General features: G+C 70.5%; 20 protein-coding genes. 9 read left to right on the top strand and 11 right to left on the bottom strand.

What is annotated here, in order from left to right:
• Window positions 1–141: 141 nt before the first annotated feature.
• On the bottom strand, window positions 142–729 hold the full coding sequence (hisB, locus tag P1J78_RS13435; protein ID WP_275567886.1) for an imidazoleglycerol-phosphate dehydratase HisB: 588 nt from the start codon (window positions 727–729) through the stop codon (window positions 142–144).
• Between the two features lie 122 nt (window positions 730–851).
• On the opposite strand from hisB, the gene P1J78_RS13430 reads away from it, so the two are divergent.
• The gene (locus P1J78_RS13430; RefSeq protein WP_275567885.1) at window positions 852–1,091 is read left to right on the top strand and encodes an Lrp/AsnC family transcriptional regulator; all 240 of its coding nucleotides are present in this window, start codon (window positions 852–854) and stop codon (window positions 1,089–1,091) included.
• 232 nt (window positions 1,092–1,323) lie between these two features.
• Here P1J78_RS13430 and P1J78_RS13425 read toward each other — a convergent pair whose 3' ends face one another.
• The 4 genes from P1J78_RS13425 to P1J78_RS13410 form a co-directional block, all read right to left on the bottom strand.
• Window positions 1,324–2,316, bottom strand: a complete 993-nt coding sequence (locus P1J78_RS13425; RefSeq protein WP_275567884.1) for an NAD(P)H-dependent flavin oxidoreductase — start codon at window positions 2,314–2,316, stop codon at window positions 1,324–1,326.
• A gap of 133 nt (window positions 2,317–2,449) precedes the next feature.
• Complete coding sequence (locus P1J78_RS13420; RefSeq protein ID WP_275567883.1) at window positions 2,450–3,178, bottom strand: hypothetical protein; 729 nt, start codon at window positions 3,176–3,178, stop codon at window positions 2,450–2,452.
• An 83-nt stretch (window positions 3,179–3,261) separates the two neighbouring features.
• Window positions 3,262–4,893, bottom strand: a complete 1,632-nt coding sequence (locus P1J78_RS13415) for a long-chain-fatty-acid--CoA ligase (protein WP_275567882.1) — start codon at window positions 4,891–4,893, stop codon at window positions 3,262–3,264.
• 202 nt (window positions 4,894–5,095) lie between these two features.
• Window positions 5,096–6,115, bottom strand: coding sequence for an NADP-dependent oxidoreductase (locus P1J78_RS13410; RefSeq protein ID WP_275567881.1), 1,020 nt, complete (start codon window positions 6,113–6,115; stop codon window positions 5,096–5,098).
• 132 nt (window positions 6,116–6,247) lie between these two features.
• On the opposite strand from P1J78_RS13410, the gene P1J78_RS13405 reads away from it, so the two are divergent.
• Entirely contained in the window at window positions 6,248–7,759 is a 1,512-nt protein-coding gene (locus tag P1J78_RS13405; RefSeq protein WP_275567880.1) for a malonate--CoA ligase, read from the top strand.
• Window positions 7,756–8,595 (top strand): TolB family protein, encoded by an 840-nt coding sequence (locus tag P1J78_RS13400; RefSeq protein ID WP_275567879.1) that lies wholly within the window; start codon window positions 7,756–7,758, stop codon window positions 8,593–8,595. The genes P1J78_RS13405 and P1J78_RS13400 overlap by 4 nt, the downstream gene beginning before the upstream one ends.
• A gap of 88 nt (window positions 8,596–8,683) precedes the next feature.
• On the opposite strand, the gene P1J78_RS13395 is transcribed toward P1J78_RS13400, so the two are convergent.
• A complete protein-coding gene (locus tag P1J78_RS13395) occupies window positions 8,684–9,085 on the bottom strand; it encodes a hypothetical protein (RefSeq protein ID WP_275567878.1) in 402 nt (133 codons plus the stop codon).
• Window positions 9,086–9,175: 90 nt separating this feature from the next.
• Between P1J78_RS13395 and P1J78_RS13390 the strand changes: the two genes are divergently transcribed.
• On the top strand, window positions 9,176–10,180 hold the full coding sequence (locus P1J78_RS13390) for a GT-B fold glycosyltransferase domain-containing protein (RefSeq protein ID WP_275567877.1): 1,005 nt from the start codon (window positions 9,176–9,178) through the stop codon (window positions 10,178–10,180).
• A gap of 32 nt (window positions 10,181–10,212) precedes the next feature.
• On the opposite strand, the gene P1J78_RS13385 is transcribed toward P1J78_RS13390, so the two are convergent.
• From P1J78_RS13385 to P1J78_RS13370, 4 genes are all read right to left on the bottom strand, one after another.
• A complete protein-coding gene (locus P1J78_RS13385; RefSeq protein ID WP_275567876.1) occupies window positions 10,213–11,580 on the bottom strand; it encodes an MATE family efflux transporter in 1,368 nt (455 codons plus the stop codon).
• Window positions 11,581–11,787: 207 nt separating this feature from the next.
• Complete coding sequence (locus P1J78_RS13380; RefSeq protein ID WP_275567875.1) at window positions 11,788–12,726, bottom strand: DUF6282 family protein; 939 nt, start codon at window positions 12,724–12,726, stop codon at window positions 11,788–11,790.
• Entirely contained in the window at window positions 12,723–13,631 is a 909-nt protein-coding gene (locus tag P1J78_RS13375) for a cupin domain-containing protein (RefSeq protein ID WP_275567874.1), read from the bottom strand. The genes P1J78_RS13380 and P1J78_RS13375 overlap by 4 nt, the downstream gene beginning before the upstream one ends.
• A gap of 14 nt (window positions 13,632–13,645) precedes the next feature.
• Entirely contained in the window at window positions 13,646–14,434 is a 789-nt protein-coding gene (locus tag P1J78_RS13370) for an HpcH/HpaI aldolase family protein (protein WP_275567873.1), read from the bottom strand.
• Window positions 14,435–14,615: 181 nt separating this feature from the next.
• Between P1J78_RS13370 and P1J78_RS13365 the strand changes: the two genes are divergently transcribed.
• Genes P1J78_RS13365 through P1J78_RS13345 form a run of 5 tightly spaced genes read left to right on the top strand, consistent with a single transcriptional unit; the run spans window position 14,616 to window position 18,842 of the window.
• Complete coding sequence (locus P1J78_RS13365; protein ID WP_275567872.1) at window positions 14,616–15,359, top strand: SDR family NAD(P)-dependent oxidoreductase; 744 nt, start codon at window positions 14,616–14,618, stop codon at window positions 15,357–15,359.
• Window positions 15,356–16,738 carry an MmgE/PrpD family protein gene (locus tag P1J78_RS13360; protein ID WP_275567871.1) on the top strand — a complete coding sequence of 461 codons (1,383 nt, stop codon included), beginning with the start codon at window positions 15,356–15,358 and terminating at the stop codon, window positions 16,736–16,738. Before P1J78_RS13365 ends, P1J78_RS13360 begins: the two co-directional genes overlap by 4 nt.
• Window position 16,739: 1 nt before the next feature.
• A complete protein-coding gene (locus tag P1J78_RS13355) occupies window positions 16,740–17,126 on the top strand; it encodes a carboxymuconolactone decarboxylase family protein (protein ID WP_275567870.1) in 387 nt (128 codons plus the stop codon).
• Window positions 17,127–17,130: 4 nt separating this feature from the next.
• Window positions 17,131–17,961, top strand: a complete 831-nt coding sequence (locus P1J78_RS13350; protein WP_275567869.1) for an N-acyl homoserine lactonase family protein — start codon at window positions 17,131–17,133, stop codon at window positions 17,959–17,961.
• Window positions 17,958–18,842, top strand: coding sequence for an NAD(P)-dependent oxidoreductase (locus P1J78_RS13345; RefSeq protein ID WP_275567868.1), 885 nt, complete (start codon window positions 17,958–17,960; stop codon window positions 18,840–18,842). Before P1J78_RS13350 ends, P1J78_RS13345 begins: the two co-directional genes overlap by 4 nt.
• Before the next feature lie 42 nt (window positions 18,843–18,884).
• On the opposite strand, the gene P1J78_RS13340 is transcribed toward P1J78_RS13345, so the two are convergent.
• Window positions 18,885–19,346, bottom strand: coding sequence for a nuclear transport factor 2 family protein (locus P1J78_RS13340; RefSeq protein WP_275567867.1), 462 nt, complete (start codon window positions 19,344–19,346; stop codon window positions 18,885–18,887).
• Window positions 19,347–19,679 lie beyond the last annotated feature (333 nt).

Here is a 19,679-nt window from a genome sequence, read left to right as displayed (position 1 = left end):
CGGCGCTGCACGGCGTTCCGCCGCGCGATACAGGTGGAAATGTCCCACGGCAAATCCAGTGTCGTGCAGTGTGCGGCGGCGCCACGCGGCCGGCGCCGGGCAGGACGGAACCCGGCCGCCGCCCGCGGCGCCGCGTGACGTCTAGAGCGCGCCTTTCGTCGACGGCACCGCGTCGGCCGTCCGCGGGTCGGTCTCCACCGCCTCGCGCAGCGCCCGCGCCACCGCCTTGAACGCCGCCTCGGCGATGTGGTGGGCGTTGAGCCCGTGCAGCGCCTCGACATGCAGCGTGATGCCGCCATGGGTCGCCAGCGCCTGGAAGAACTCGCGCACCAGCTCGGTATCGAACGTGCCGATCTTCGCCGCCGGCAGCGCCACGTCCCAGACCAGATACGGCCGCCCGCTGAGGTCCAGCGCGGCCCGCACCAGCGCGTCGTCCATCGGCAGGAGGCAGGCGCCGTAGCGCCGGATGCCGCGCTTGTCGCCGACGGCCTGCGCCAGCGCCTGGCCCAGCGCGATGCCGGTATCCTCGACCGTGTGGTGGCCGTCGATATGCAGGTCGCCCGTCGCCTTGACGGTCATGTCGATCAGCGAATGCCGCGCCAGCTGGTCGAGCATATGGTCGAAGAACCCGACGCCCGTGGCCATGTCGTGGACCCCGGTGCCGTCGAGGTCGATCTCCACCGAGATGTCCGTCTCCGCCGTCTTGCGGGCGATGCTGGCCGTGCGCATGGGTGCCTCCGTCTCTTCGCGCGCCTTATAGGCGGGCGCCGGGGCCATTCCAAGCGGGCCCCATTGATATTGCCGCCCACCGCGGCCATTCTGCCGCTCGACTGACCGAGGAGAGCCCGCCCATGACCACCTGCGTCTTCGTCCAGCTCCGCTGCCGCCCCGGCACGACCTACGAGGTGGCCGAGCGGATCGCCCTTCAGGAAGTCCATTCCGAGCTCTACTCGACCTCGGGCGAATACGACCTGCTGCTGAAGCTCTACATCCCCGAGGCCCAGGACGTGGGCAAGTTCATCAACGAGGAACTGCTGCATATCGAGGGGATCGAGCGCTCGCTCACCACCCTGACCTTCAAGGCGTTCTGACCCGGGCGACCGCGCCTGCGGCGCGGGCCTCCGGCGGGCGTATTTGGGACGAGAAGAAGCCCGCGCGCCTGTTCTTTTCGGGCAAGGGCGCGGCGGTTGCCCACATGCCGGGACTCGGAAACCGGTTGCGCGAGTCACGCGGTTTCAGGGCGTTACGGCACGATCTTCATGTCGCAATGGATTCTGTCCACGGAGTTATCCCGGGGTCGGTTGCCGATTCCCGTCAATTCCGTCAGCAAAACTCCGCGGCCAGACGCCGGCCCGCGGCGCGGTACTCGGCCGCGATCCGGTCGACCCGCGCGGCGGCGGGCACGATGTCCTGCACGGCGCCGATTCCCTGGCCCGAGCCCCAGATGTCCTTCCACGCCTTGGCCCCGGCCGTCGCGGCGGCGAAGTCCATCGTGTCGGGCGTCGCCTCGGCGAGGTTGTCGGGGTCGAGGCCGGCCCGCGCGATCGAGCCGCGCAGGTAGTTGCCGGAGATGCCGGTGAACAGCGACGAGGTCACGATGTCCTGCGCCCCGCCCTCGACGATGGCCTGCTTGTAATCGGCGACCGCGTTCGCCTCTTCCGTCGCGATGAAGGGCGAACCGATATAGCCCAGATCCGCCCCCACGGCCCGCGCCGCGAGCAGCGCCTCGCCGGTGGAGATGGCGCCGGACAGCAGCAGCGGCCCGTCGAACCACGCCCGGATCTCGCGCACCAGCGCGAAGGGCGACTGCGGGCCGGCATGCCCGCCCGCCCCGGCGGCCACCGCGATCAGCCCGTCGGCGCCCTTCCCGATGGCCTTGCGCGCGAAGCGGTCGTTGATGATGTCGTGCAGCGCGATGCCGCCGCAGTCATGCGCCGCCTGGTTCACCTCGGGCCGCGCGCCGAGCGAGGTGATCCAGATCGGCACGTTCCATTTGTGACAGATCTCGATGTCCCGCTGCAGCCTGGCATTCGACCGATGCACGATCTGGTTCACCGCAAAGGGCGCGGCGGGGCGGTCGGGATTGTCCTGGTTGTGCTTGTCCAGCGCCTCGGTGATGCGCTTAAGCCAGGCTTCCAGCATCGGCGGCTCGCCCTCGGCCTCGCGCGCGTTCAGCGCGGGGAAGCTGCCGACGATCCCGGCGGTGCATTGCGCGATGACCAGCTCGGGGCCGGAGACGATGAACATCGGCGCGCCCACGGCCGGGATGCGCAGGCCGCGCAGGGCGGCCGGCAGGTGGCTGTCGGTCGGTGCCATGGCTGTCCTCCTCTAGACGCGGCGCAGCATGGTCGGGCCCCGCGCCATTGACAAGCGGCGACGGCGCGGCAAGCGGCGGGACGGAAAGGCTGGGAAAGCGAGGCCGGGCGGGGCGCCTGTGGCGGCGCCGGGCTCACTCCGCCGGCTTCGTCGTCCCCGGGGACAGCGCGATGAACACCGTCGCCGCCACGAAGCCCAGCGTCGCCCAGGCCGCGACCCAGGCGCCGCCGGAGGTGTGGTTCATGTCCACATACATCGCCAGGCCCATCTGCGACGAGAAGAACACGTAGCCCGTCACGATCATCGCGATTCCGTATTCCACCACCTTGCCCAGCACCCGGAACAGCGCCGCCGCGCCCAGCACGATCAGCGTCGCCTGGTGGCCGATGGTCCCGGCCTGCGTGTGCTGGTGGTGGTTCAGGAACACCATCGCGACGATCGCGATGGGGATCAGGAAATGCGCCCCGGTCGGAAAGCCCTCCGGGTGGCGGCGCAGCACCACCAGCCCGCTGATCCCCAGCACCAGGATCAGCCCCATGATCGACACGTGCTCCTGCTCGCCGGGGCCCGCGCCGTCGAACACGCCCAGCGGTGGGTGCATGATGAAGGTGTCGGCCAGGACATAGGCGGCGCCGGCCACGATGGCGAGCCACGCCTCGATCCGGTTCAGCCGCCGGAACTCCGCGGCGAAGAACAGCGCCGCCGCCCCCATCGCCACCAGGAACGCGCCGGGGCCGAGATGGCCGTAGAACTGCTGCACGATGACCCAGCGATAGTCCGGCACCAGGATGTACCACAGCCAGGTGACCACCGCGATCTGGATCAGGGCGAACAGCCCGAGTTTCAGTGCCGTCCCGGTCATCCAGGCTCTCCCATCCTCGTTTCCGCGCGCATATCACGCCCCGCCCGGCGCCGCGCGGTCAAGCCCTCCGGCGGGGCCGCGCGTCAGGTTCCCGGCAGCTTGTGGTCGCCGTACATCTGCCGCAGCGTCAGCTTCGACACCTTGCCCGTCGCCGTCAGCGGCAGGTCGTCGACATAGATCACGTCGTCGGGCAGCTGCCACTTGGCCAGGTGCTCGCCCAGGTGGCGCAAGAGGTCTGCGGTATCGGGCACCCGCCCCTCGGCCGGCACGGCGATCAGCACCGGGCGCTCGCCCCACCGGGGATGCGGCACCGCGATGACCGCGGCATTGGCGATGTCGGGATGCGCGATCGCCATGTTCTCCACGTCGATCGAGCTGATCCATTCGCCGCCCGACTTGATCAGGTCCTTGGTCCGGTCGGTGATGTTCAGAAAGCCCTCGGGCGTGATCGCCGCCACGTCGCCGGTGCCGAACCAGCCCTCGGCGTCGATCGCGGCGGCCGAGGCGTCTTCGTTCCGGAAGTAGCCCGAGACCACGGTGTTGCCGCGCACGAACAACTCGCCCACGGCCTGGCCGTCATGCGGCTGCCGGGTGCCGTCCTCGCCCACGATCTTCAGGTCGACGCCGAAGGCCCGCCGCCCCTGGAAGGACTTCAGCCGCAGCCGCTCCTCCAGCGGCACCTCCGCCGCCGCGGGGCCCAGCTTGGTGGTGGTGCCGATCGGCGACATCTCGGTCATGCCCCAGGCATGGACCACGTCGACGCCGCGCTCCTCGAACGCCCGGATCAGCGACGGCGCCGCCGCCGAGCCGCCGATGACCACCTCGCCGAACCCCTCCGGCAGCCGGTCGCGGCGGGCGATCTCGTCCATCAGCCCCAGCCAGACGGTCGGCACGCCCCAGGCCGAGAACACCCGCTCCGCCTGCATCAGCTCGAAGACCGAGGCGCCGTCCAGATGCGGCCCCGGCATGACCAGCGTCGCGCCGGCCAGCGGGCCGGCATGGGCCATCCCCCAGGCGTTGGCGTGAAACAAGGGCACGACGGGCAACAGCCGCCGCCCCGCCCGCATCGCGTCCTGCATCACGATGCAGACGGTGAAGGCATGCAGCACCATCGAGCGGTGGGTAAACAGCGACCCCTTCGGATTGCCCGTGGTGCCGGAGGTATAGCACAGCCCCGCCGCCGTCTCCTCCGCCAGGTCGGGCCAGTCGAACCCGTCATCCTCCGCCGCCAGCAGCTCCTCGTAGCACAGCGCGCCGGGCAGCGAGGTCTCGGGCATATGCGCCCGGTCGGTCATGATCACATAGGTCATCTCCGCCGGGAAATGCGCCGCCAGCTTCTCCACCAGCGGCACGAAGGTCAGGTCGAGAAACAGCGCCCTGTCCTCGGCATGGCCGACGATATAGACCGCCTGCTCGGCCGACAGCCGCGGGTTCAGCGTGTGGCACACGGCGCCGATCCCCGGCACCCCGTAATAGAGCTCCATGTGCCGATAGCCGTTCCAGGCCAGCGTCGCCACCCGGTCGCCGGCGCCGATCCCCAGCCGCGCCAGCGCCTTCGCCAGCCGCCGCGCCCGCGCCCCGGTCTCGCGATAGCTCTGCCAGTGCCGCCCGCCCTCGACCGTCGAGGACACGATCCCCGCGTCGCCGTGCAGCTCCTCGGCGAAAGTCAGGATGTCCGCGATCCGCAGCGGACGATGCATCATCTGGCCCAGCATCGCCGGCGCCCTCCCTTGTTCCGACAGGGATGTTCCCCGCAGACGCGGCCCCGATCAACCGCGAAATCCCGCCCGAAGCTTCTTCTCGTTCCAAATACGCACATCCCGGCCGCACAACCGGGCCGGCCGGCCGCCGCGGCGCGATCACGCGACACGGGCAGAAAAAGACTCGCGCGGAAGCGCTCCTTCTGGTCGCGCGCCCTCAGGGATCGGACCCGACCCGCACAAGCTGCTTGCCGAAATTGCCGCCGGTCAGCATCTCCAGGAAGGCCTCCGGCGCCGCCTCCAGCCCCTCGGCCACGCTCTCGCGGTAGTGGATCTCGCCGGCGCCGACCAGCGGGCCGACCTCGTCGAGGAAGGGCTGCAGCCGGTTGGCGTGGTCGAAGACCAGAAACCCCTGCACCCGCAGCCGCTTCACCAGGATCGTCCGCCAGATCCCCGGCACGGTCAGCGCCTCGCCGCCGCCACCCGCGGAATACCACGCCACCATGCCGCAGACGGCGATCCGCCCGTGGTCGTTCATCCGCGGCAGCACGGCCTGCAGCACGTCGCCGCCCACGTTCTCGTAGTAGCAATCCACCCCCTGCGGGGTCACCGCCGCCAGCTCCTCGGCCATGCCCGGGTCGCGGTGGTCGAGGCAGACGTCATAGCCCAGATGCTCGACGGCATAGGCGCATTTCTCCGCCCCGCCGGCGATGCCCACGGGCTTCAGCCCGGCCCGCTTGGCCAGCTGCCCGGCGACCGAGCCCACCGCCCCGGTCGCGGCGCCGATCACGATGGTCTCGCCCGAGTCCATCCGCAGGATGTCGTTCAGCCCGACCCAGGCCGTGTGCCCCGGCATCCCCAGCACGCCCAGCGCGGTCGATACCGGCGCGAGCTCGGGGTCGAGCTTGCGCAACAGCCGCGCCTCGGCGACCCCGTGGCTGGCCCAGCCGATCCCGGCCAGCACGATGTCGCCCGCCTGCAGCCGGCTGTCGCGGCTTTCCACGACCTCGGCCACGACCTGCCCGGCCATCGCCTCGCCGATCTCCACCGGCGGCGCGTAGGACGGCCCGGCGTTCATCCGCCCGCGCATGTAGGGATCCAGCGACAGCCAGATCGTGCGCAACAGCACCTCGCCCTCCTCCGGCGCCGGCAGCTCCGCCGTCTCCAGCCGGAAATTCTCGGGCGCCGCGTCGCCCTGCGGGCGGCTGGCGAGGACGATGCGCTGGCATTGGGTCATGGAGGCTCCTTTCGGGGTCGCTGGCGTTCAGCCTAGCCCCGCGCGCCGCAAAGCCAAGGGCTTTACCCGCACCGCGGTTTGCCCGATACCGACGCCCGGACCGCCTGCACCGCGCGAGGGAGGAGACGACAGATGGCCAATCCGCTCTACGACCGGCTGTTCGGCCGCCACGCGGGCCGGGACACGCCGTTTCTGCACCGGCCCGGCGGAACCACGCTGACCCACGACGCCTTCGTCCGGATGGCCGCGCGCTATGCCCATGCGCTGACGGCGGCGGGGCTGGAACCGGGCGACCGGCTGGCGGTGCAGATCGCAAAGAGCCCCGAGAACCTCGCCGTCTATGCCGCCTGCGCGCAGGCGGGCGTGATCTTCCTGCCGCTGAACACCGCCTACCCGCCGGCCGAGGTCGATTATTTCGTCGGCAATTCCGGCGCGAAGCTCCTGCTCTGCGACCCCGCCGACGCGGCCGCGCTCGCCCCCGTCGCCGCCGGGCACGGCGCCCGGCTGATGACGCTCGCCGCGGACGGCACCGGCAGTTTCCCGGCCGCCGCCGAAGGCCAGCCCGAGAGCTTCGACACCGTCGACCGCGCCGCCGACGATCTCGCCGCTTTCCTCTACACCTCGGGCACCACCGGCCGGTCCAAGGGCGCGATGCTGACGCAGGACAACCTGCTGTCCAACGCGGAGACGCTGGTGGAGACCTGGCGTTTCACCGCCGATGACGTGCTGCTGCATGCGCTGCCGATCTTCCACACCCACGGGCTGTTCGTGGCCACCAACATCACGCTCCTGGCCGGCGGCTCGATGATCTTCCTTCCGAAATTCGACACCGACGCGGTGATCGAGGCGCTGCCCCGCGCCACCACGATGATGGGCGTGCCCACCTTCTACACCCGTCTCCTGGACGATCCCCGCTTCACCGGCGCGCTGGTGCGGCATTTCCGGCTGTTCGTCTCTGGCTCCGCGCCCCTTCTCGCGGACACCCACCAGCAGTTCGAGGCCGTGACCGGCCACCGCATCCTGGAACGCTACGGGATGACCGAGACCAACATGAACACCTCGAACCCCTATGACGGCGAGCGCCGGGCGGGCACGGTGGGCTTTCCGCTCCCCGGCGTGGAGCTGAAGGTGACGAACCCGGAGACGGGTGAGGACCTGCCCCGCGGCGAGACCGGGATGATCGAGGTGCGCGGCCCCAACGTGTTCCAGGGCTACTGGCAGATGCCGGAGAAGACGAAGGAGGAGCTGCGCGCGGACGGCTTCTTCATCACCGGCGACCTCGGGCTGATCGACGCCGATGGCTACGTGCAGATCGTCGGGCGCGGCAAGGACCTGATCATCTCCGGCGGCTTCAACGTCTATCCCAAGGAGGTGGAACTAGTGCTCGACGCCCAGCCCGGCGTGAAGGAAAGCGCCGTCATCGGCGCCCCGCATCCCGATTTCGGCGAAGGCGTGGTCGCCGTGCTCGCGGCCGAGCCCGGCGCCCGCCCGGATACCGAGGCCATCGCCGCCGCCCTGGGCGGCAGCCTCGCCCGCTTCAAGCAGCCGAAGCATTACGCGGTGGTCGACGACCTGCCGCGCAACACCATGGGCAAGGTCCAGAAGGCCGCCCTGCGCGCGGACTTCGCGGACGTGTTCCGGTGACGCATGCGGCGCGGAGCACCGTCGTCCTGCACGACATCGAGATCGGCGCCGAACGGGTCGCCTACGCCACCGACGCGCTGATCGAGGCGCCCAACTGGTCCCCCTGCGGCCGGTTCCTGATCCTGAACGGCGACGGCCGGATCTGGCGGCTGGAGCTCGGCGACGACCGGCTGAGCGCCATCGACACCGGCCGCTGCCTCCAGTGCAACAACGACCACGGCCTGTCGCCGGACGGCACCCGGCTGGCGATCAGCGACACGACCGAGACCGGCGAAAGCTGCATCTACACCCTGCCCGTCGGCGGCGGCACGCCGGTCCGCGTGACCGAGACCACCCCGTCCTACTGGCACGGCTGGTCCCCCGACGGCGCCACGCTGACCTACACCGCCCGCCGCGACGACGTGTTCCACATCTTCACCATCCCGGCCGACGGCGGCGACGAGCGGCGGCTGACCGACGGCCCCGGCCACCGCGACGGGCCGGACTACACGCCGGACGGGCAATGGATCTGGTTCAACTCCGACCACCATGGCGGGCTGCCCGAGCTGTGGCGGATGCGCCCGGACGGCACGGGGCTGGAGCGGATGACCGAAGACGGCTTCGTGAACTGGTTCCCGCACCCCGCCCCCGACGGCCGCCACGTGCTTTACCTCGCCTACGGCGCCCACGTGACGGGCCACCCGCGCGGCGAGGAGGTGGCGTTGCGCCTGATGCCCGCCGGCGGCGGCGCACCGCGCACGCTGGCGGCGATCCATGGCGGCCAGGGCACGATAAACGTGCCCTGCTGGGCGCCGGACGGGAAACGCTTCGCCTATGTCCGGTACAGGCGCGACTGACGCAACAGGATTTTCTAGAAAATCCTGCACTGGCAAAATCTTCTAGAAGATTTTGCCCAGGCGATTTCTTCTGGAAGAAATCGCCCCCCTATTGCAGCACGTCGCCGCGGGCGTATTCGCCCCATTCCACCGTGCCATCGTCATAGGTCAGCTCGATCCGCACCTTGTCGACCGACTGCAACGGCAAGGTCGCATAGGGCAGCCGGTCCTCGCCGATCTCGGAAAACGTCTCGTCGCCCTCGCAGGGCTCGGTCTCCCAGACCTGCGGCTTGCCGTCGTTGATGACAAAGCGGATCTGCTCGATCCCGCAGCGGTAGACCTCCAGCATGGTAAAATACAAAAGATCCTGGCCGTTGAACTCCCGCAGCGAAATCCACTGCGGCTTGATCGTCTTCAGGATCGGCTTCACCTGCTCGGCGCTGTCGAACTGCGCCGCCGCCGGGGCGGCCAGAAACACCGCCGCACATAGTCCCAGTCCCAATCGTCCCATCACAAAATCCTCCGGCCCGTCTTCCGATACCCTTCCGACACCGGACGAACCCGCCTATAGTCCCGCGCAAAAGGCACGGGCAGAGGCACTATGGCGAAAAAAGGCGCGGCGCGCCAACCCTTCAACGTCATGATCGTCGGCCAGCGCGGCCGGCTCGCCTACGAGGCGGTGCTGTTCGCCGCCAGCCTGCGCCACGCCGACCCCGACTTCCCCGGCCGCCTGTTCGTGGCCGAGCCGCAGCCCGGCCCCCTCTGGCCCAACGACCCGCGCATCGGCGACGCGGGCATCTACGGGCTGCTGGCGGAGATGGGCGCCGAGATCCTGCCCTTCGAGTCGCGCCATTTCGGCCAGACATACCCCTATGGCAACAAGATCGAGGCGCTGTTCGCCCTGCCCGAAGGCGAGCCCTTCGTCTTCTTCGACACCGACACGCTGGTCACCGGCCCGCTGTCGCAGGTGCCGTTCGATTTCGACCGCCCCTGCGCCTCGCTCCGCCGCGAAGGCACCTGGCCCGTCATCGAGCTTTACGGGCCCGGCTATGCCGAGACCTGGGGCGCGCTCTACGACAAGTTCGGGCTCGACATCGCGCCCACCATCGACGAGTCCCAGCCGCCGGAATACTGGAAGCGGTTTCTCTACTTCAACGCGGGCTTCTTCTTCTACAGATGCCCGCATGTCTTCGGCCGGCGCTTCCTCGACTATGCGCTCGCCGTTCGCGACGACCCGCCGCCGGAACTGGTGCTGCAGCCGCTGGACCCCTGGCTCGACCAGGTGGTGCTGCCGCTGGTGATCCATGCGCTCGGCGGCGGCCGGCAGACGATTCCCGACGGGCTGCTCGACGGCTCCGTCACCTGCCACTACCGCCTGTTCCCGATGCTCTACGCGCGCGAATCCGACCGCGTCGTCGAGGTGCTGGAGACGGTCACCGCCCCCAACCGCATCAAGAAGGTGCTGAAGGGGCACGAGCCGATCAAGCGGATGGTGTTCCAGGGCAAGGGCCACCGCGTCCGCGCCCTGTTCGACCGCGACCACCTGCCGAGGCGCGAACAGGCGATCCGCAACCGGATCAAGAAGGAAAAGCTCTGGATGCGCTGAGCCGGCGGCCGGGCGCCCCCCCAGCGATCCCGCTATGGCTCCGCGAAGGCCGCCTCGCGCCGCCGGACCTCGCCCCAGAAGCGCCAGAGCAGCGACGCCGCCGCCAGGCCGAGCCCGACGACAAGCCCCATCCACACGCCGACCCCGCCGAAGCCCAGCGTGATCCCCAGAACGTAGCCCGCCGGGAAGCCGACGGCCCAATAGGCCAGCCCCGCATAGACCATCGGCGCCCGCGTGTCCTGCAGGCCGCGCAGCAGGCCCAGCGTCACCACCTGCAACCCGTCCACCAGCTGGAACAGCGCCGCCACCCGCATCAGCGCCGCGCCGACCGCCACGATCTGCGGCCGCGCCGGGTCGTCGGGGTCCACGAACAACCCCACCAGCAGCTCCGGCAGCCCCAGATAGACCACGACGGTCACGGCCGCGAAGCCCGCCGACAGGCCGATCGCCGCGCGCGCCCCGGTCCGCAGGTCCGGCAGGTCGCGCCGGCCGGCCGCCGCGCCCGCGCGCACTGTCGCCGCCTGGCTCAGCCCCAGATGCACGACGAAGGTCAGCGACGACAGCTGCAGCGCCACGCCATGCGCCGCCAGCGGCACCGCGCCCAGCCAGCCCATCATCACCGCCGTCGCCGCGAACAGCCCGGTCTCGGCGAGGTTCGTCAGCCCGATGGGCCAGCCCAGCCGGAACACCCGGCCGAACGCCTCGCGGTCCGGGCGCCACAGCCGGGCGAAGAGCGCGTGTTCCGGCGTCACCCGGGCGGCGTAGACGCAGAACGCCACCAGCCCGCTGACATGCACCGAGACCGAGGCGATGGCCGCGCCGCGCAGGCCCAGCTCGGGAAAGCCGAGATTGCCGAAGATCAGCAGCCAGTTGACCGCGATGTTCACTAGCGCGGTGACCACGGTGAACCAGAACACCGCCTGCGCCCGCTCCAGCGCGGCGAGGTAGTTTTTCAGCACCATCACCAGCAGCGCCGGCAGCATCCCCAGCGCGGCGATGGCCAGGTAGTCGCGCGCGAGCGCCGCCATGGTCTCGCCCTGCCCCATGGCGCGCAGGACCGGCTCCGACCAGATCAAAGGCGGCATGACGATCAGCGCGAAAAGCGCCGAGATCCACATCCCCATGCGGGTGACGCGGCGCACCTGGGTCTCGTCGCCGGCGGCCAGGGCGCTGGCCACCATCGGCAGGACGGCAAAGCCGAAGCCGGAGCCGACGATGAAGATCACGAACCAGATCGAATGCGCCAGCGTGACCGCCGCCAGCGCCGCCACGTCGTACCAGCCCAGCATGACGGCATCGGTCACGCCGATCAGCACCTGCGCCAGGTTCGACCCGATCAGCGGCAGGCCGAGGCGGAGGAGCGCTCTCGCATGGGGACGATATGGCGTGAACAGCGGCATCCACCGCCTTTACGCCAAGGCGCGAGACCCGGCAACGTCAGGAAAACCGGCATGCGAGCGCCGACACGGGCGCGCTGCCGGGCCACGTCCGGCCCGGCCCCGCGGCCCCCGGACGGCGCGCGAGCCTCCGCGGACGGTTAGCGCTATCTGTCATGATTTCAGAACCTTGGATACGTGTCCAACCTCGGACACCCCCGCGGACGCGCCTCACTGCAGGTTCAAGAGCGCCGCGGCATTGTCCCCGAACATCGTCCGGATATCCGCCTGCGACACCTGTAGCTTCAGCAGATCCCCGATCAGGATCCGGTATCCGTCCACCGGCCGGTTCGCCCCCTTCAGCCCCAGATCGGAGCAGAACAGCGTGTTCTCCGGCCCCGCCACCTTCACCAGATGCAGCGCGTCCTCGGCCTCCAGCTTCTGGCCGCGGCCCTGGATGAACTGGGTGATGGAATGCTCCATCTTCACCCCCATCGCCACCAGCCCGCGGATATCCTCGTCGGAACAGCCGATCAGGTAGGTCGGGTGGTTCACGATCATCTTCGTCACCCCCCGCGCCTTCGCCTCCTCGAACAGCGGAAACAGCTCGTGGACCCCCAGATGCCCGCCCGCCAGGATGATGTCGCCCATCGCGATCAGGTCGAGCACCTCCTTCGTCGCGTCGGTCAGCCGGCCGTCCGCGTCCAGCACCGTGACCGGGATCGGGTCCGGCGCCCCCTCGACCTTGGGAAAGCCGCTCGCCTCGCTGGACAGCTTGTCGATGTGGTTTTTCGCCGACAGCGTCGGCATCCAGATGATCTTTGCCCCGAAGGTCACCGCGTGATGCACCGCATGCGGGTTGATGCCGCCATGGGCGTTGTTCAGCACGATCCCCGAGAACAGCCGCACCTTCGCCTCGGGCACCAGTTTTTCCAGCATCAGGCAGGCCGGGCTGCCGAGGTAGTAGTGGTCCTTGAAGACGACCGCCCGGAAGCCGGCGGCATCGGCTTCGAGCATCTGGTCGTGATGGTCCAGGGTCCGCGGCATCACTGCCGGGCCGGAATGGCAGTGCAGGTCCACCGCCCCTTGCAGCAGCGCCTCCACCGCCGGGTCGTGGTCGGGCGTGCGGGGGTCGGGATAGGTCGGCATGGCGCGTCCTTCTCGTGTCATTCGGTGTCGGGCGCGGGATAGTCGTCGGCGTTCAGGACCCATCCCGGCTGGTTGGAGAAATCCGCCCGGGGCGGGCAGAAGATGTCGACGAGCATGTTGGTCCCCGCGCCCACCGCCTCGGAGGTGTGCAGCGCCCGGGCGGGGATCACCGCCAGCGAGGGCGCTCCGCAGACCGTGTGGTGATCGTCGCGCCAGGTGGCGGCGTCGGTGTCCCACGGCCAGCGGATGTGGTGGACGTAGCGGCCCTCCAGGCACAGCGAGGCCTGCTGGAACCTGTCGTGCTTGTGCGGCGACAGCTGGCTGCGGTCGCGGGGCCCGCTCCGCGGGTAGAGGTAGTTCACCATGAAGGTGGTGCAGCGGAAGATCCGGCCGAACCGCCCCTCTTCCGGCGCCACGTCCAGCGGATAGGCGCGCACCGCCGGCCCCTCCGGCGGCTCCGGCCAGGGCGCCAGCGCGGGCACGTTGCCGTCCGCTTCGAACTCCGGGCACAGCTCGGCGCAGCGGGCGACGAGATCGGCCGCCCGGGTGGTGAAGAGACGGATCGCGGTGCCGCCCTGCGGCAGCGCGACCGTGCTGTCGCCCGCGGGCACGAAGACGATGGAGAGGCCCTCGATCTCGTGGCGCGCGCCGTTCCACTCGACCACCGCGCCGCAGCCGGGGTCGGGCAGCAGCAGGACGTATTCGTCGGGCTGATCCGCGCGCACCAGGACGGCGCCGGGCCGCGCCTTGGCATAGAGCGCCACGAAGTTCTGCGCCCGCGCGTACCAGACCCTTGCGTCGCCCTCGTCGACCGCCGCCGTCTCGTCGGCGAAGTCGTAGTACTGCGCCGGCGCGACCGGGCGACCGGCAGCGGTGTTGTCGGCGTCGGCGGCGAGCCTGGAGCGGGGGTCGGAGCTTGCATACATGGTCGGGGCGGTCCTCAGCTTTGGGCGGCGGTGTCTCGGCAGATGTCCAGCGCCCGCGCCGCCGAGGCCCGCAGGAACCCCTGATCGCTACCGGTGCAGAAGGCGCGCACGCCCAGCGCCGTGAGGCGCGTCTGATCCTCGGGGCCGGTGGCGAGGGCGATGACGGGCTTTCCGGCGGCGCCCGCAGCGGCGACGATGCGGTCGGTCGCGCGCTCGACCTTCGGGTCGTTCATGCCCGAGACGCCGTAGGCGACGGAGAGGTCGCCGCGCCCGATGAAGACGGCATCGACCCCCTCGGTCGCGAGGATCGCCTCGGCGCAGTCGACGCCCTCGGGGTCTTCGATCATCGGGATGCACAGGACGCTCGCGTCCTGGCGTGCGATATGCTCGGCATTGGACAGCGCCGCGTAGTCGCCGGCGCGGGCGGACTTGCCGAAGCCCCGGCGGCCGCCGCGATAGCGGCAGGCGGCGGCCATCTCGGCGGCCTTCGCGGGGCTGTCCACATGCGGGATCATCACGCCCGCCGCGCCCGCGTCGAGCTGCGCCAGGATGCTGAACGGCGCGGGATGGCCGATCCGCACGATGGGGGCGACCCCGCGATAGCGCGCCGCGAGGATCATCACGTCGATGGTCTCGCGGTTGAGGGGGGCGTGTTCCTCGTCGATCACGATGAAGTCGAACCCCACCGTGCCGAGGATCTCCGGCACCGCCGGTCCGGGCGTCTTCACGAAGGTTCCGAACAGGGGCGTCCCGCGCGCCAGCCGGTCGCCGAACCCCGCCGATGCCGCAGCTGTCGCCTCCATCCGATGTCCTCTCCGGTTGCTCGCAGGCCAGATAGCCACAGGCCGGCCGGGGCGGCATCCGCCGTCTCGCGCGGTTTCAGATTGTGAAATGCGCCGGCGAAGCTTTCGACAAACGCGCCCCGGCATCAGATCACTCGCCCAACGCCGCGACAGGCGCGAGAGAGAGGAGGTCCTGGCAGGCATGAACGATTTCACGGGCAAGCGCGTCTTCGTCACCGGCGCGGCCGGCGGGATAGGCCGGGCCATCGCGGCCGGGTTCGCCGAGGCCGGCGCCAGCGTCGGCATGGCCGACATCAAGGCCGATCTGCTGGCGGACGCCACGGCCGAGATCCCGGGCACGACCCCCTACGAGACCGACGTCGCCGACCGCGCCGCCGTGTTCGCCGCGGTGGACGACTTCGCCGGGCGCGGCGGGCTCGACGTGATGGTGAACAACGCCGTGCTGTTCCACTATGCCCCGCTGGTCGACATGCCCGAGGACGTGGTCGACCGGATGCTCGATATCGGCATCAAGGGCAGCTTCTGGGGCAGCCAGGCCGCCACGCCGCACCTTGTCGCGCGCGGCGGCGGGCTGATCCTGAACATGTCGTCGGTCGCGGTGTCCTTCGCGATCCGCAACGCGGCCGTCTACACCTCGATCAAGGGCGCGATGGACGCCGTCACGCGCCAGCAGGCCATCGAGCTGGCGCCGCACCGGATCCGCGTGAACGCGCTGGCGCCGGGCACGATCGTGACGCCGGGGACGATGGGGCTTTTGGACGAAGCCGGCTGGAAGGCGCGCAGCGAGATGATGCCGATGCAGCGCATGGTGACCGACCGCGAGATCGCGGAGGGGGCGATGTACCTCGCCTCGGACGGCGCGCGCGGCGTCACCGGCATCTCGCTCAAGATCGACGGCGGCTTCACCATCGTGGGCCCGAGATGACCGCGCCGCCGACGCTGATCCGCGGCCTCGCCGCGCAGGCGCGGGCGCTGTGGCAGGGCGGCCTGCCGATGCCGGTGCTCGGCAAGGCGCAGCTCTGCCTCGCCGACGCGCTCTCCGGCGCCTTCGAGGCGGCGCCGCTGGAGCACGCGCAGCAGGCCGCCGCGGTGGCGGCGGAGGCGGCGACGGGGGCCACCGTGATCGCCTCGGGTCGGGCCGCCCCGGCGGGCGACGCCGCCTTCGCGAACGCCGTGGCCGCGCACGGGCTGGTGCGCGAGGACATGCATACCGGATCGGTGGCGCATTTCGGCGTCGTCGTCTGGCCCGCCCTGCTGGCGGCGACGGCCCTGGCGCCGCGGCCCGTCTCCGGCCGCGCGCTCCTTGCGGCGGGCGTCATCGCCTACGAGGTCGGCGGCCGCGTCGGCCGCGAACTGATGACACCGGACCTGGCGCGGCTCTTCCGCCCCACCGGCCTGTTCGGCCCGCTCGCCACGGCGACCGGCACGGGGCTTGTGCTGGGGCTGGAGGAGGAGGCGCTGGCCTCCGCCATGGCGCTGGCGGTCAACACGGCGGCGGGGTTCAACGAATGGCCCCGCGCCGGGGGCGCCGACATGTTCTTTCACGCCGGCTTCGCGGCGCAGAGCGGGCTTCGGGCCGCGCGGCTCGCCGGGGCCGGCGCGTTCGGCTCGCCGACGGTCCTGGAGGGCGACGCGGGGCTGTTCCGGGCCATCGGACGCCGGCCGGCGCCGGAGGCGATCGGGTTCGCCCCCGAGGGCGATTTCGAGATCATGTCGGTCTTTCACAAGGCCGTCCCCGCCTGCAATTACGCGCAGACGCCCGGCCAGGCGGCGCTGGCCGCCGCGAAGAACTATGCGGCCGCGCCGGACACCATCGCCTCGGTGAAGGTTGCCGCGACGGAGGCCGCCCTCGCCTATCCGGGATGCGACGGCGCCGGGCCGTTCCGCAACGCGCTGCAGGCCAAGATGAGCATCCAGTACACCGTCGCCGCCGCGATCCTGCACGGCGAGATCTCGGAGGCCTGCTTCGCCGATCCCGCCGACCCCGCGATCGGCGCGCTGGTTTCGAAGGTCGCGCTGGAGGCCGACCCGGCGCTGACCGCCGCCTATCCCGCGCGGCAGGGCGCCCGGGTGACCATCGTCGGCGGCGGCGAGGAGGTGACGGCTCAGCTCGACGACGTGCAGGTCGCCCGCGACGACGAGATCTGGGACCGTATGACGCGCCACGCCGTCCTGAGGCTGGGCGAGGCGCCGGCGCGGGATCTGACGCGGGCGATCCGGAACATCGAGGTCGAGGAGGACATCGGCATCCTGAACGGGCTGTGCCGACGCGACGGGACGCAAGCAAGCAGAAGGAGTGCGTGAGTTGGGGCGAGAGACATACGACAAGGGGCTGGAGATCCGCAAATCCGTGCTGGGCGCGGAATTCGTGGAGACCTCCATCGCGAATGCCGACGACTTCAACGGCGCGATGCAGGACCTGACCACCGAGTATTGCTGGGGCTATGTCTGGGGGCGCGACACGCTGCCGAAGAAGACGCGCTCGATGCTGAACCTGGCGATGATCGCCGCGCTGAACCGGCCGCACGAGCTGAAGATGCACGTGAAGGGGGCGCTCAGGAACGGCGTGAGCAAGGGCGAGATCCGCGAGGTGTTCCTGCAGGTGGCGATCTATGCCGGCGTGCCGGCGGGCGTCGACAGCTTCCGCATCGGCAAGGAGGCCATCGCGGAATACGACGCCGAGGCCGGCTGAACCCATGAGCGACATATGGGAAGCCTTCGCCGTCGCCTATGCGCGGCATGACCGGCCGGCGGGCGAGAACTTCATCGGCGGCGATCCGCACGACGCGCCGATGCCGCTTACCTACTACGTCTGGGTGCTGAAGAACGGCGACCGGACGGTCGTCGTCGATACCGGCTTCGACCAGCGCGGCGCGGAGCTGCGCGGCCGCACCATCACCCGGCCGGTGGCCGAGGGGCTGGAGGCGCTGGGCGTGGACCGGGGCGGCGTCGCGGACGTGATCGTGACGCATATGCATTACGACCACATCGGCAACGACGGGCTGCTGCCCAATGCGCGGTATCACCTGCAGGATGCCGAGATGGCCTATGCCACCGGGCGCTGCATGTGCCACGGCCCGGTGAACCACGCCTTCGAGATCGAGGACGTGATCCACATGGTCCGCCGCGTCTATGGCGGGCGGGTGCGGTTTCACGACGGCGATGCCGAGCTGTTTCCGGGGATCACCCTGCATCTGGTCGGCGGGCATTCGCGGGGGCTGCAATGCGTGACGGTGAAGACCAGGCGCGGGCCGGTCGTTCTGGCCTCGGACACCGCGCATCACTTCGCGCATCTGCAGGAGCGCAAGGTGTTTCCCACGGTCGACAGCGTGCCCGACGTGCTGGAGGGCTACGCCACTCTGGAGCGGCTGGGCGGCGGGCTGGACCGGATCGTGCCGGGACACGACCCGCTGGTGTCGCGGATCTACCCGGCGTTTCGCCGGGAGACGGAAGGTTGGATCGTCCGGCTGGACGAGGCGCCGGGCGCGATCCCGGCGCGCGAGGCGGGAAGGAGCACGGAGAGATGAGCGATACGCTTGGATTCGTGGGGCTGGGCCGGATGGGCGCCCTGATGTCGAAGCGGCTGCTGGACGCGGGCCACAGGGTGGTGGGCTGCGACGTGACGCCCGAGGCGGTGGCGGCCTTCGAGGCCAATGGCGGCACCGCGGCGGCGGACGCGGCGGCGGTCGCGCGGCAGGCGGACGTGGTGTTCCTCAGCCTGCCCTCGCCGCCCATCGTGGGCGAGGTCGCCGCGGCCATCGCCGGCGCGGGAGGCACGGTGCGCAGCGTGGTCGACGTGTCCACCACCGGGCCGAGCGTGGCGAAACGGGCCGCGGCGGCGCTCGGCGAGCAGGGCATCCACTGGTTCGACTGCCCCGTCTCCGGCGGGCTGAAGGGCGCGCGCGAGGGCACGCTGGCCTGCATGGTCTCGGGTCCGAAGGCGGACTACGAGCGGATCGACGAGCTTCTCGCCTGCTTCGGCAAGCGGTTCTATGTGGGCGACGGCGCCGGGCTGGCGCAGGTGGCCAAGCTGGCCAACAACATGCTGGCCGCCGCCGCGATGGTGGTGTCGTCGGAGGCGATGGTGATGGGGGTCAAGGCGGGGATCGACCCGCATGTCCTGCTGGACATCTTCAACGCCTCGACCGGCCGCAACAGCGCCACCGAGGACAAGTTCCCCCGCTCGGTCCTGCCCGGCACCTTCGACTTCGGCTTTCATACGGGGCTGTCCTACAAGGACGTGCGCCTGTGCATCGACGAGGCCGAGGCGATGGGCGTGCCGATGATCGCCGGCGCCGTGGTGCGCCAGATCCTCGCGGCGACCAACGCGAAATACGGCCCGACCAGCGACTTCACCTCGATCGTGAAGATCACCGAGGACTGGGCCGGCGTCGAGGTGCGCGGCTGATCGCGGCGCGGGGCACCGGCGCCCGCCCCCGCCGCGCCTGCCTCACCCGCCGGAGAGATCGGGATTGGTGGTGGGGATGCCGCCCTTGAACCACTGCTCGAACCGGCGATGGCTGACCAGCCAGCCCGCGCCCGCGCGCACCAGCCTGTCGGTCATGCGGGAGACGCTGATCGGCAGCGCCGTCTCGTGGACCGGCGGGCCGTCGGCGGCGTAGAGGAACAGGTACCAGTTGCACAGCGCCCGGTCCGGGCCGCCGTCGAATACCGCCCGGAAATTGTGGATCGCGTGGATCACCGTCCGCTCTCCCCGGTCCTCGCGCCACGTGTAGAAGGCGCGGATCGTCTCGCGGCCCTCATAGGCGTTCTTCGATCCCACGAAAACGCCGTCCGGCGTGTAGTAGTCGGGCGCGTTGCGGCCCCAGTTCGTGTCCACGTCGTGCCAGTAGTCGACCAGCAGCGCGTGCAGCTGCCCGGTCAGCGCCAGCCGGTCCGCGTCGATCCTCATGTCGTCCTCCGGTTCCTGCCCCGGCGCCGGCGCGGCGGGGATTGCGCCGGGAGCATGGCGCAATCGGACGGCCCGGCGAACGCAAGGCGACGCCGGTTTCAACAGGAGAAAAGCGCCCGCCTGCCCCGACCGCGGGCGCCCCTCGCAGCCTTTCCACCTTGTGAAAAGTCGGACGGCCGCGGCTGCCGCGGCGCCGGGCCGGGTCTAACGTTTGCGCGGCGAGAGTCCCCGCGAGGGTGCAAGCCGGACGGAAGCGCCGGCGGCAACGCCACGCCCGGCGGCCGGACGGTCGCCCCGGATACGCGGGCCGCCCCGGTCGCGGCCCGGCCACCA

This window comes from Psychromarinibacter sediminicola (genome assembly GCF_029168335.1).
GTDB lineage: Bacteria > Pseudomonadota > Alphaproteobacteria > Rhodobacterales > Rhodobacteraceae > Psychromarinibacter > Psychromarinibacter sediminicola.
The sequence above is the reverse complement of the archived record's forward strand: the minus strand, read 5'-3'. Positions and strand labels throughout refer to the sequence as shown.

Excerpts from the sequence above, each read along its gene's own strand:
- hisB (WP_275567886.1), bottom strand. The coding sequence starts at position 729 with ATGCGCACGGCCAGCATCGCCCGCAAGACGGCGGAGACGGACATCTCG.
- P1J78_RS13430 (WP_275567885.1), top strand. The coding sequence starts at position 852 with ATGACCACCTGCGTCTTCGTCCAGCTCCGCTGCCGCCCCGGCACGACC.
- P1J78_RS13425 (WP_275567884.1), bottom strand. The coding sequence starts at position 2,316 with ATGGCACCGACCGACAGCCACCTGCCGGCCGCCCTGCGCGGCCTGCGC.
- P1J78_RS13420 (WP_275567883.1), bottom strand. The coding sequence starts at position 3,178 with ATGACCGGGACGGCACTGAAACTCGGGCTGTTCGCCCTGATCCAGATC.
- P1J78_RS13415 (WP_275567882.1), bottom strand. The coding sequence starts at position 4,893 with ATGCTGGGCCAGATGATGCATCGTCCGCTGCGGATCGCGGACATCCTG.
- P1J78_RS13410 (WP_275567881.1), bottom strand. The coding sequence starts at position 6,115 with ATGACCCAATGCCAGCGCATCGTCCTCGCCAGCCGCCCGCAGGGCGAC.
- P1J78_RS13405 (WP_275567880.1), top strand. The coding sequence starts at position 6,248 with ATGGCCAATCCGCTCTACGACCGGCTGTTCGGCCGCCACGCGGGCCGG.
- P1J78_RS13395 (WP_275567878.1), bottom strand. The coding sequence starts at position 9,085 with ATGGGACGATTGGGACTGGGACTATGTGCGGCGGTGTTTCTGGCCGCC.
- P1J78_RS13390 (WP_275567877.1), top strand. The coding sequence starts at position 9,176 with ATGGCGAAAAAAGGCGCGGCGCGCCAACCCTTCAACGTCATGATCGTC.
- P1J78_RS13385 (WP_275567876.1), bottom strand. The coding sequence starts at position 11,580 with ATGCCGCTGTTCACGCCATATCGTCCCCATGCGAGAGCGCTCCTCCGC.
- P1J78_RS13380 (WP_275567875.1), bottom strand. The coding sequence starts at position 12,726 with ATGACACGAGAAGGACGCGCCATGCCGACCTATCCCGACCCCCGCACG.
- P1J78_RS13375 (WP_275567874.1), bottom strand. The coding sequence starts at position 13,631 with ATGTATGCAAGCTCCGACCCCCGCTCCAGGCTCGCCGCCGACGCCGAC.
- P1J78_RS13370 (WP_275567873.1), bottom strand. The coding sequence starts at position 14,434 with ATGGAGGCGACAGCTGCGGCATCGGCGGGGTTCGGCGACCGGCTGGCG.
- P1J78_RS13365 (WP_275567872.1), top strand. The coding sequence starts at position 14,616 with ATGAACGATTTCACGGGCAAGCGCGTCTTCGTCACCGGCGCGGCCGGC.
- P1J78_RS13360 (WP_275567871.1), top strand. The coding sequence starts at position 15,356 with ATGACCGCGCCGCCGACGCTGATCCGCGGCCTCGCCGCGCAGGCGCGG.
- P1J78_RS13350 (WP_275567869.1), top strand. The coding sequence starts at position 17,131 with ATGAGCGACATATGGGAAGCCTTCGCCGTCGCCTATGCGCGGCATGAC.
- P1J78_RS13345 (WP_275567868.1), top strand. The coding sequence starts at position 17,958 with ATGAGCGATACGCTTGGATTCGTGGGGCTGGGCCGGATGGGCGCCCTG.
- P1J78_RS13340 (WP_275567867.1), bottom strand. The coding sequence starts at position 19,346 with ATGAGGATCGACGCGGACCGGCTGGCGCTGACCGGGCAGCTGCACGCG.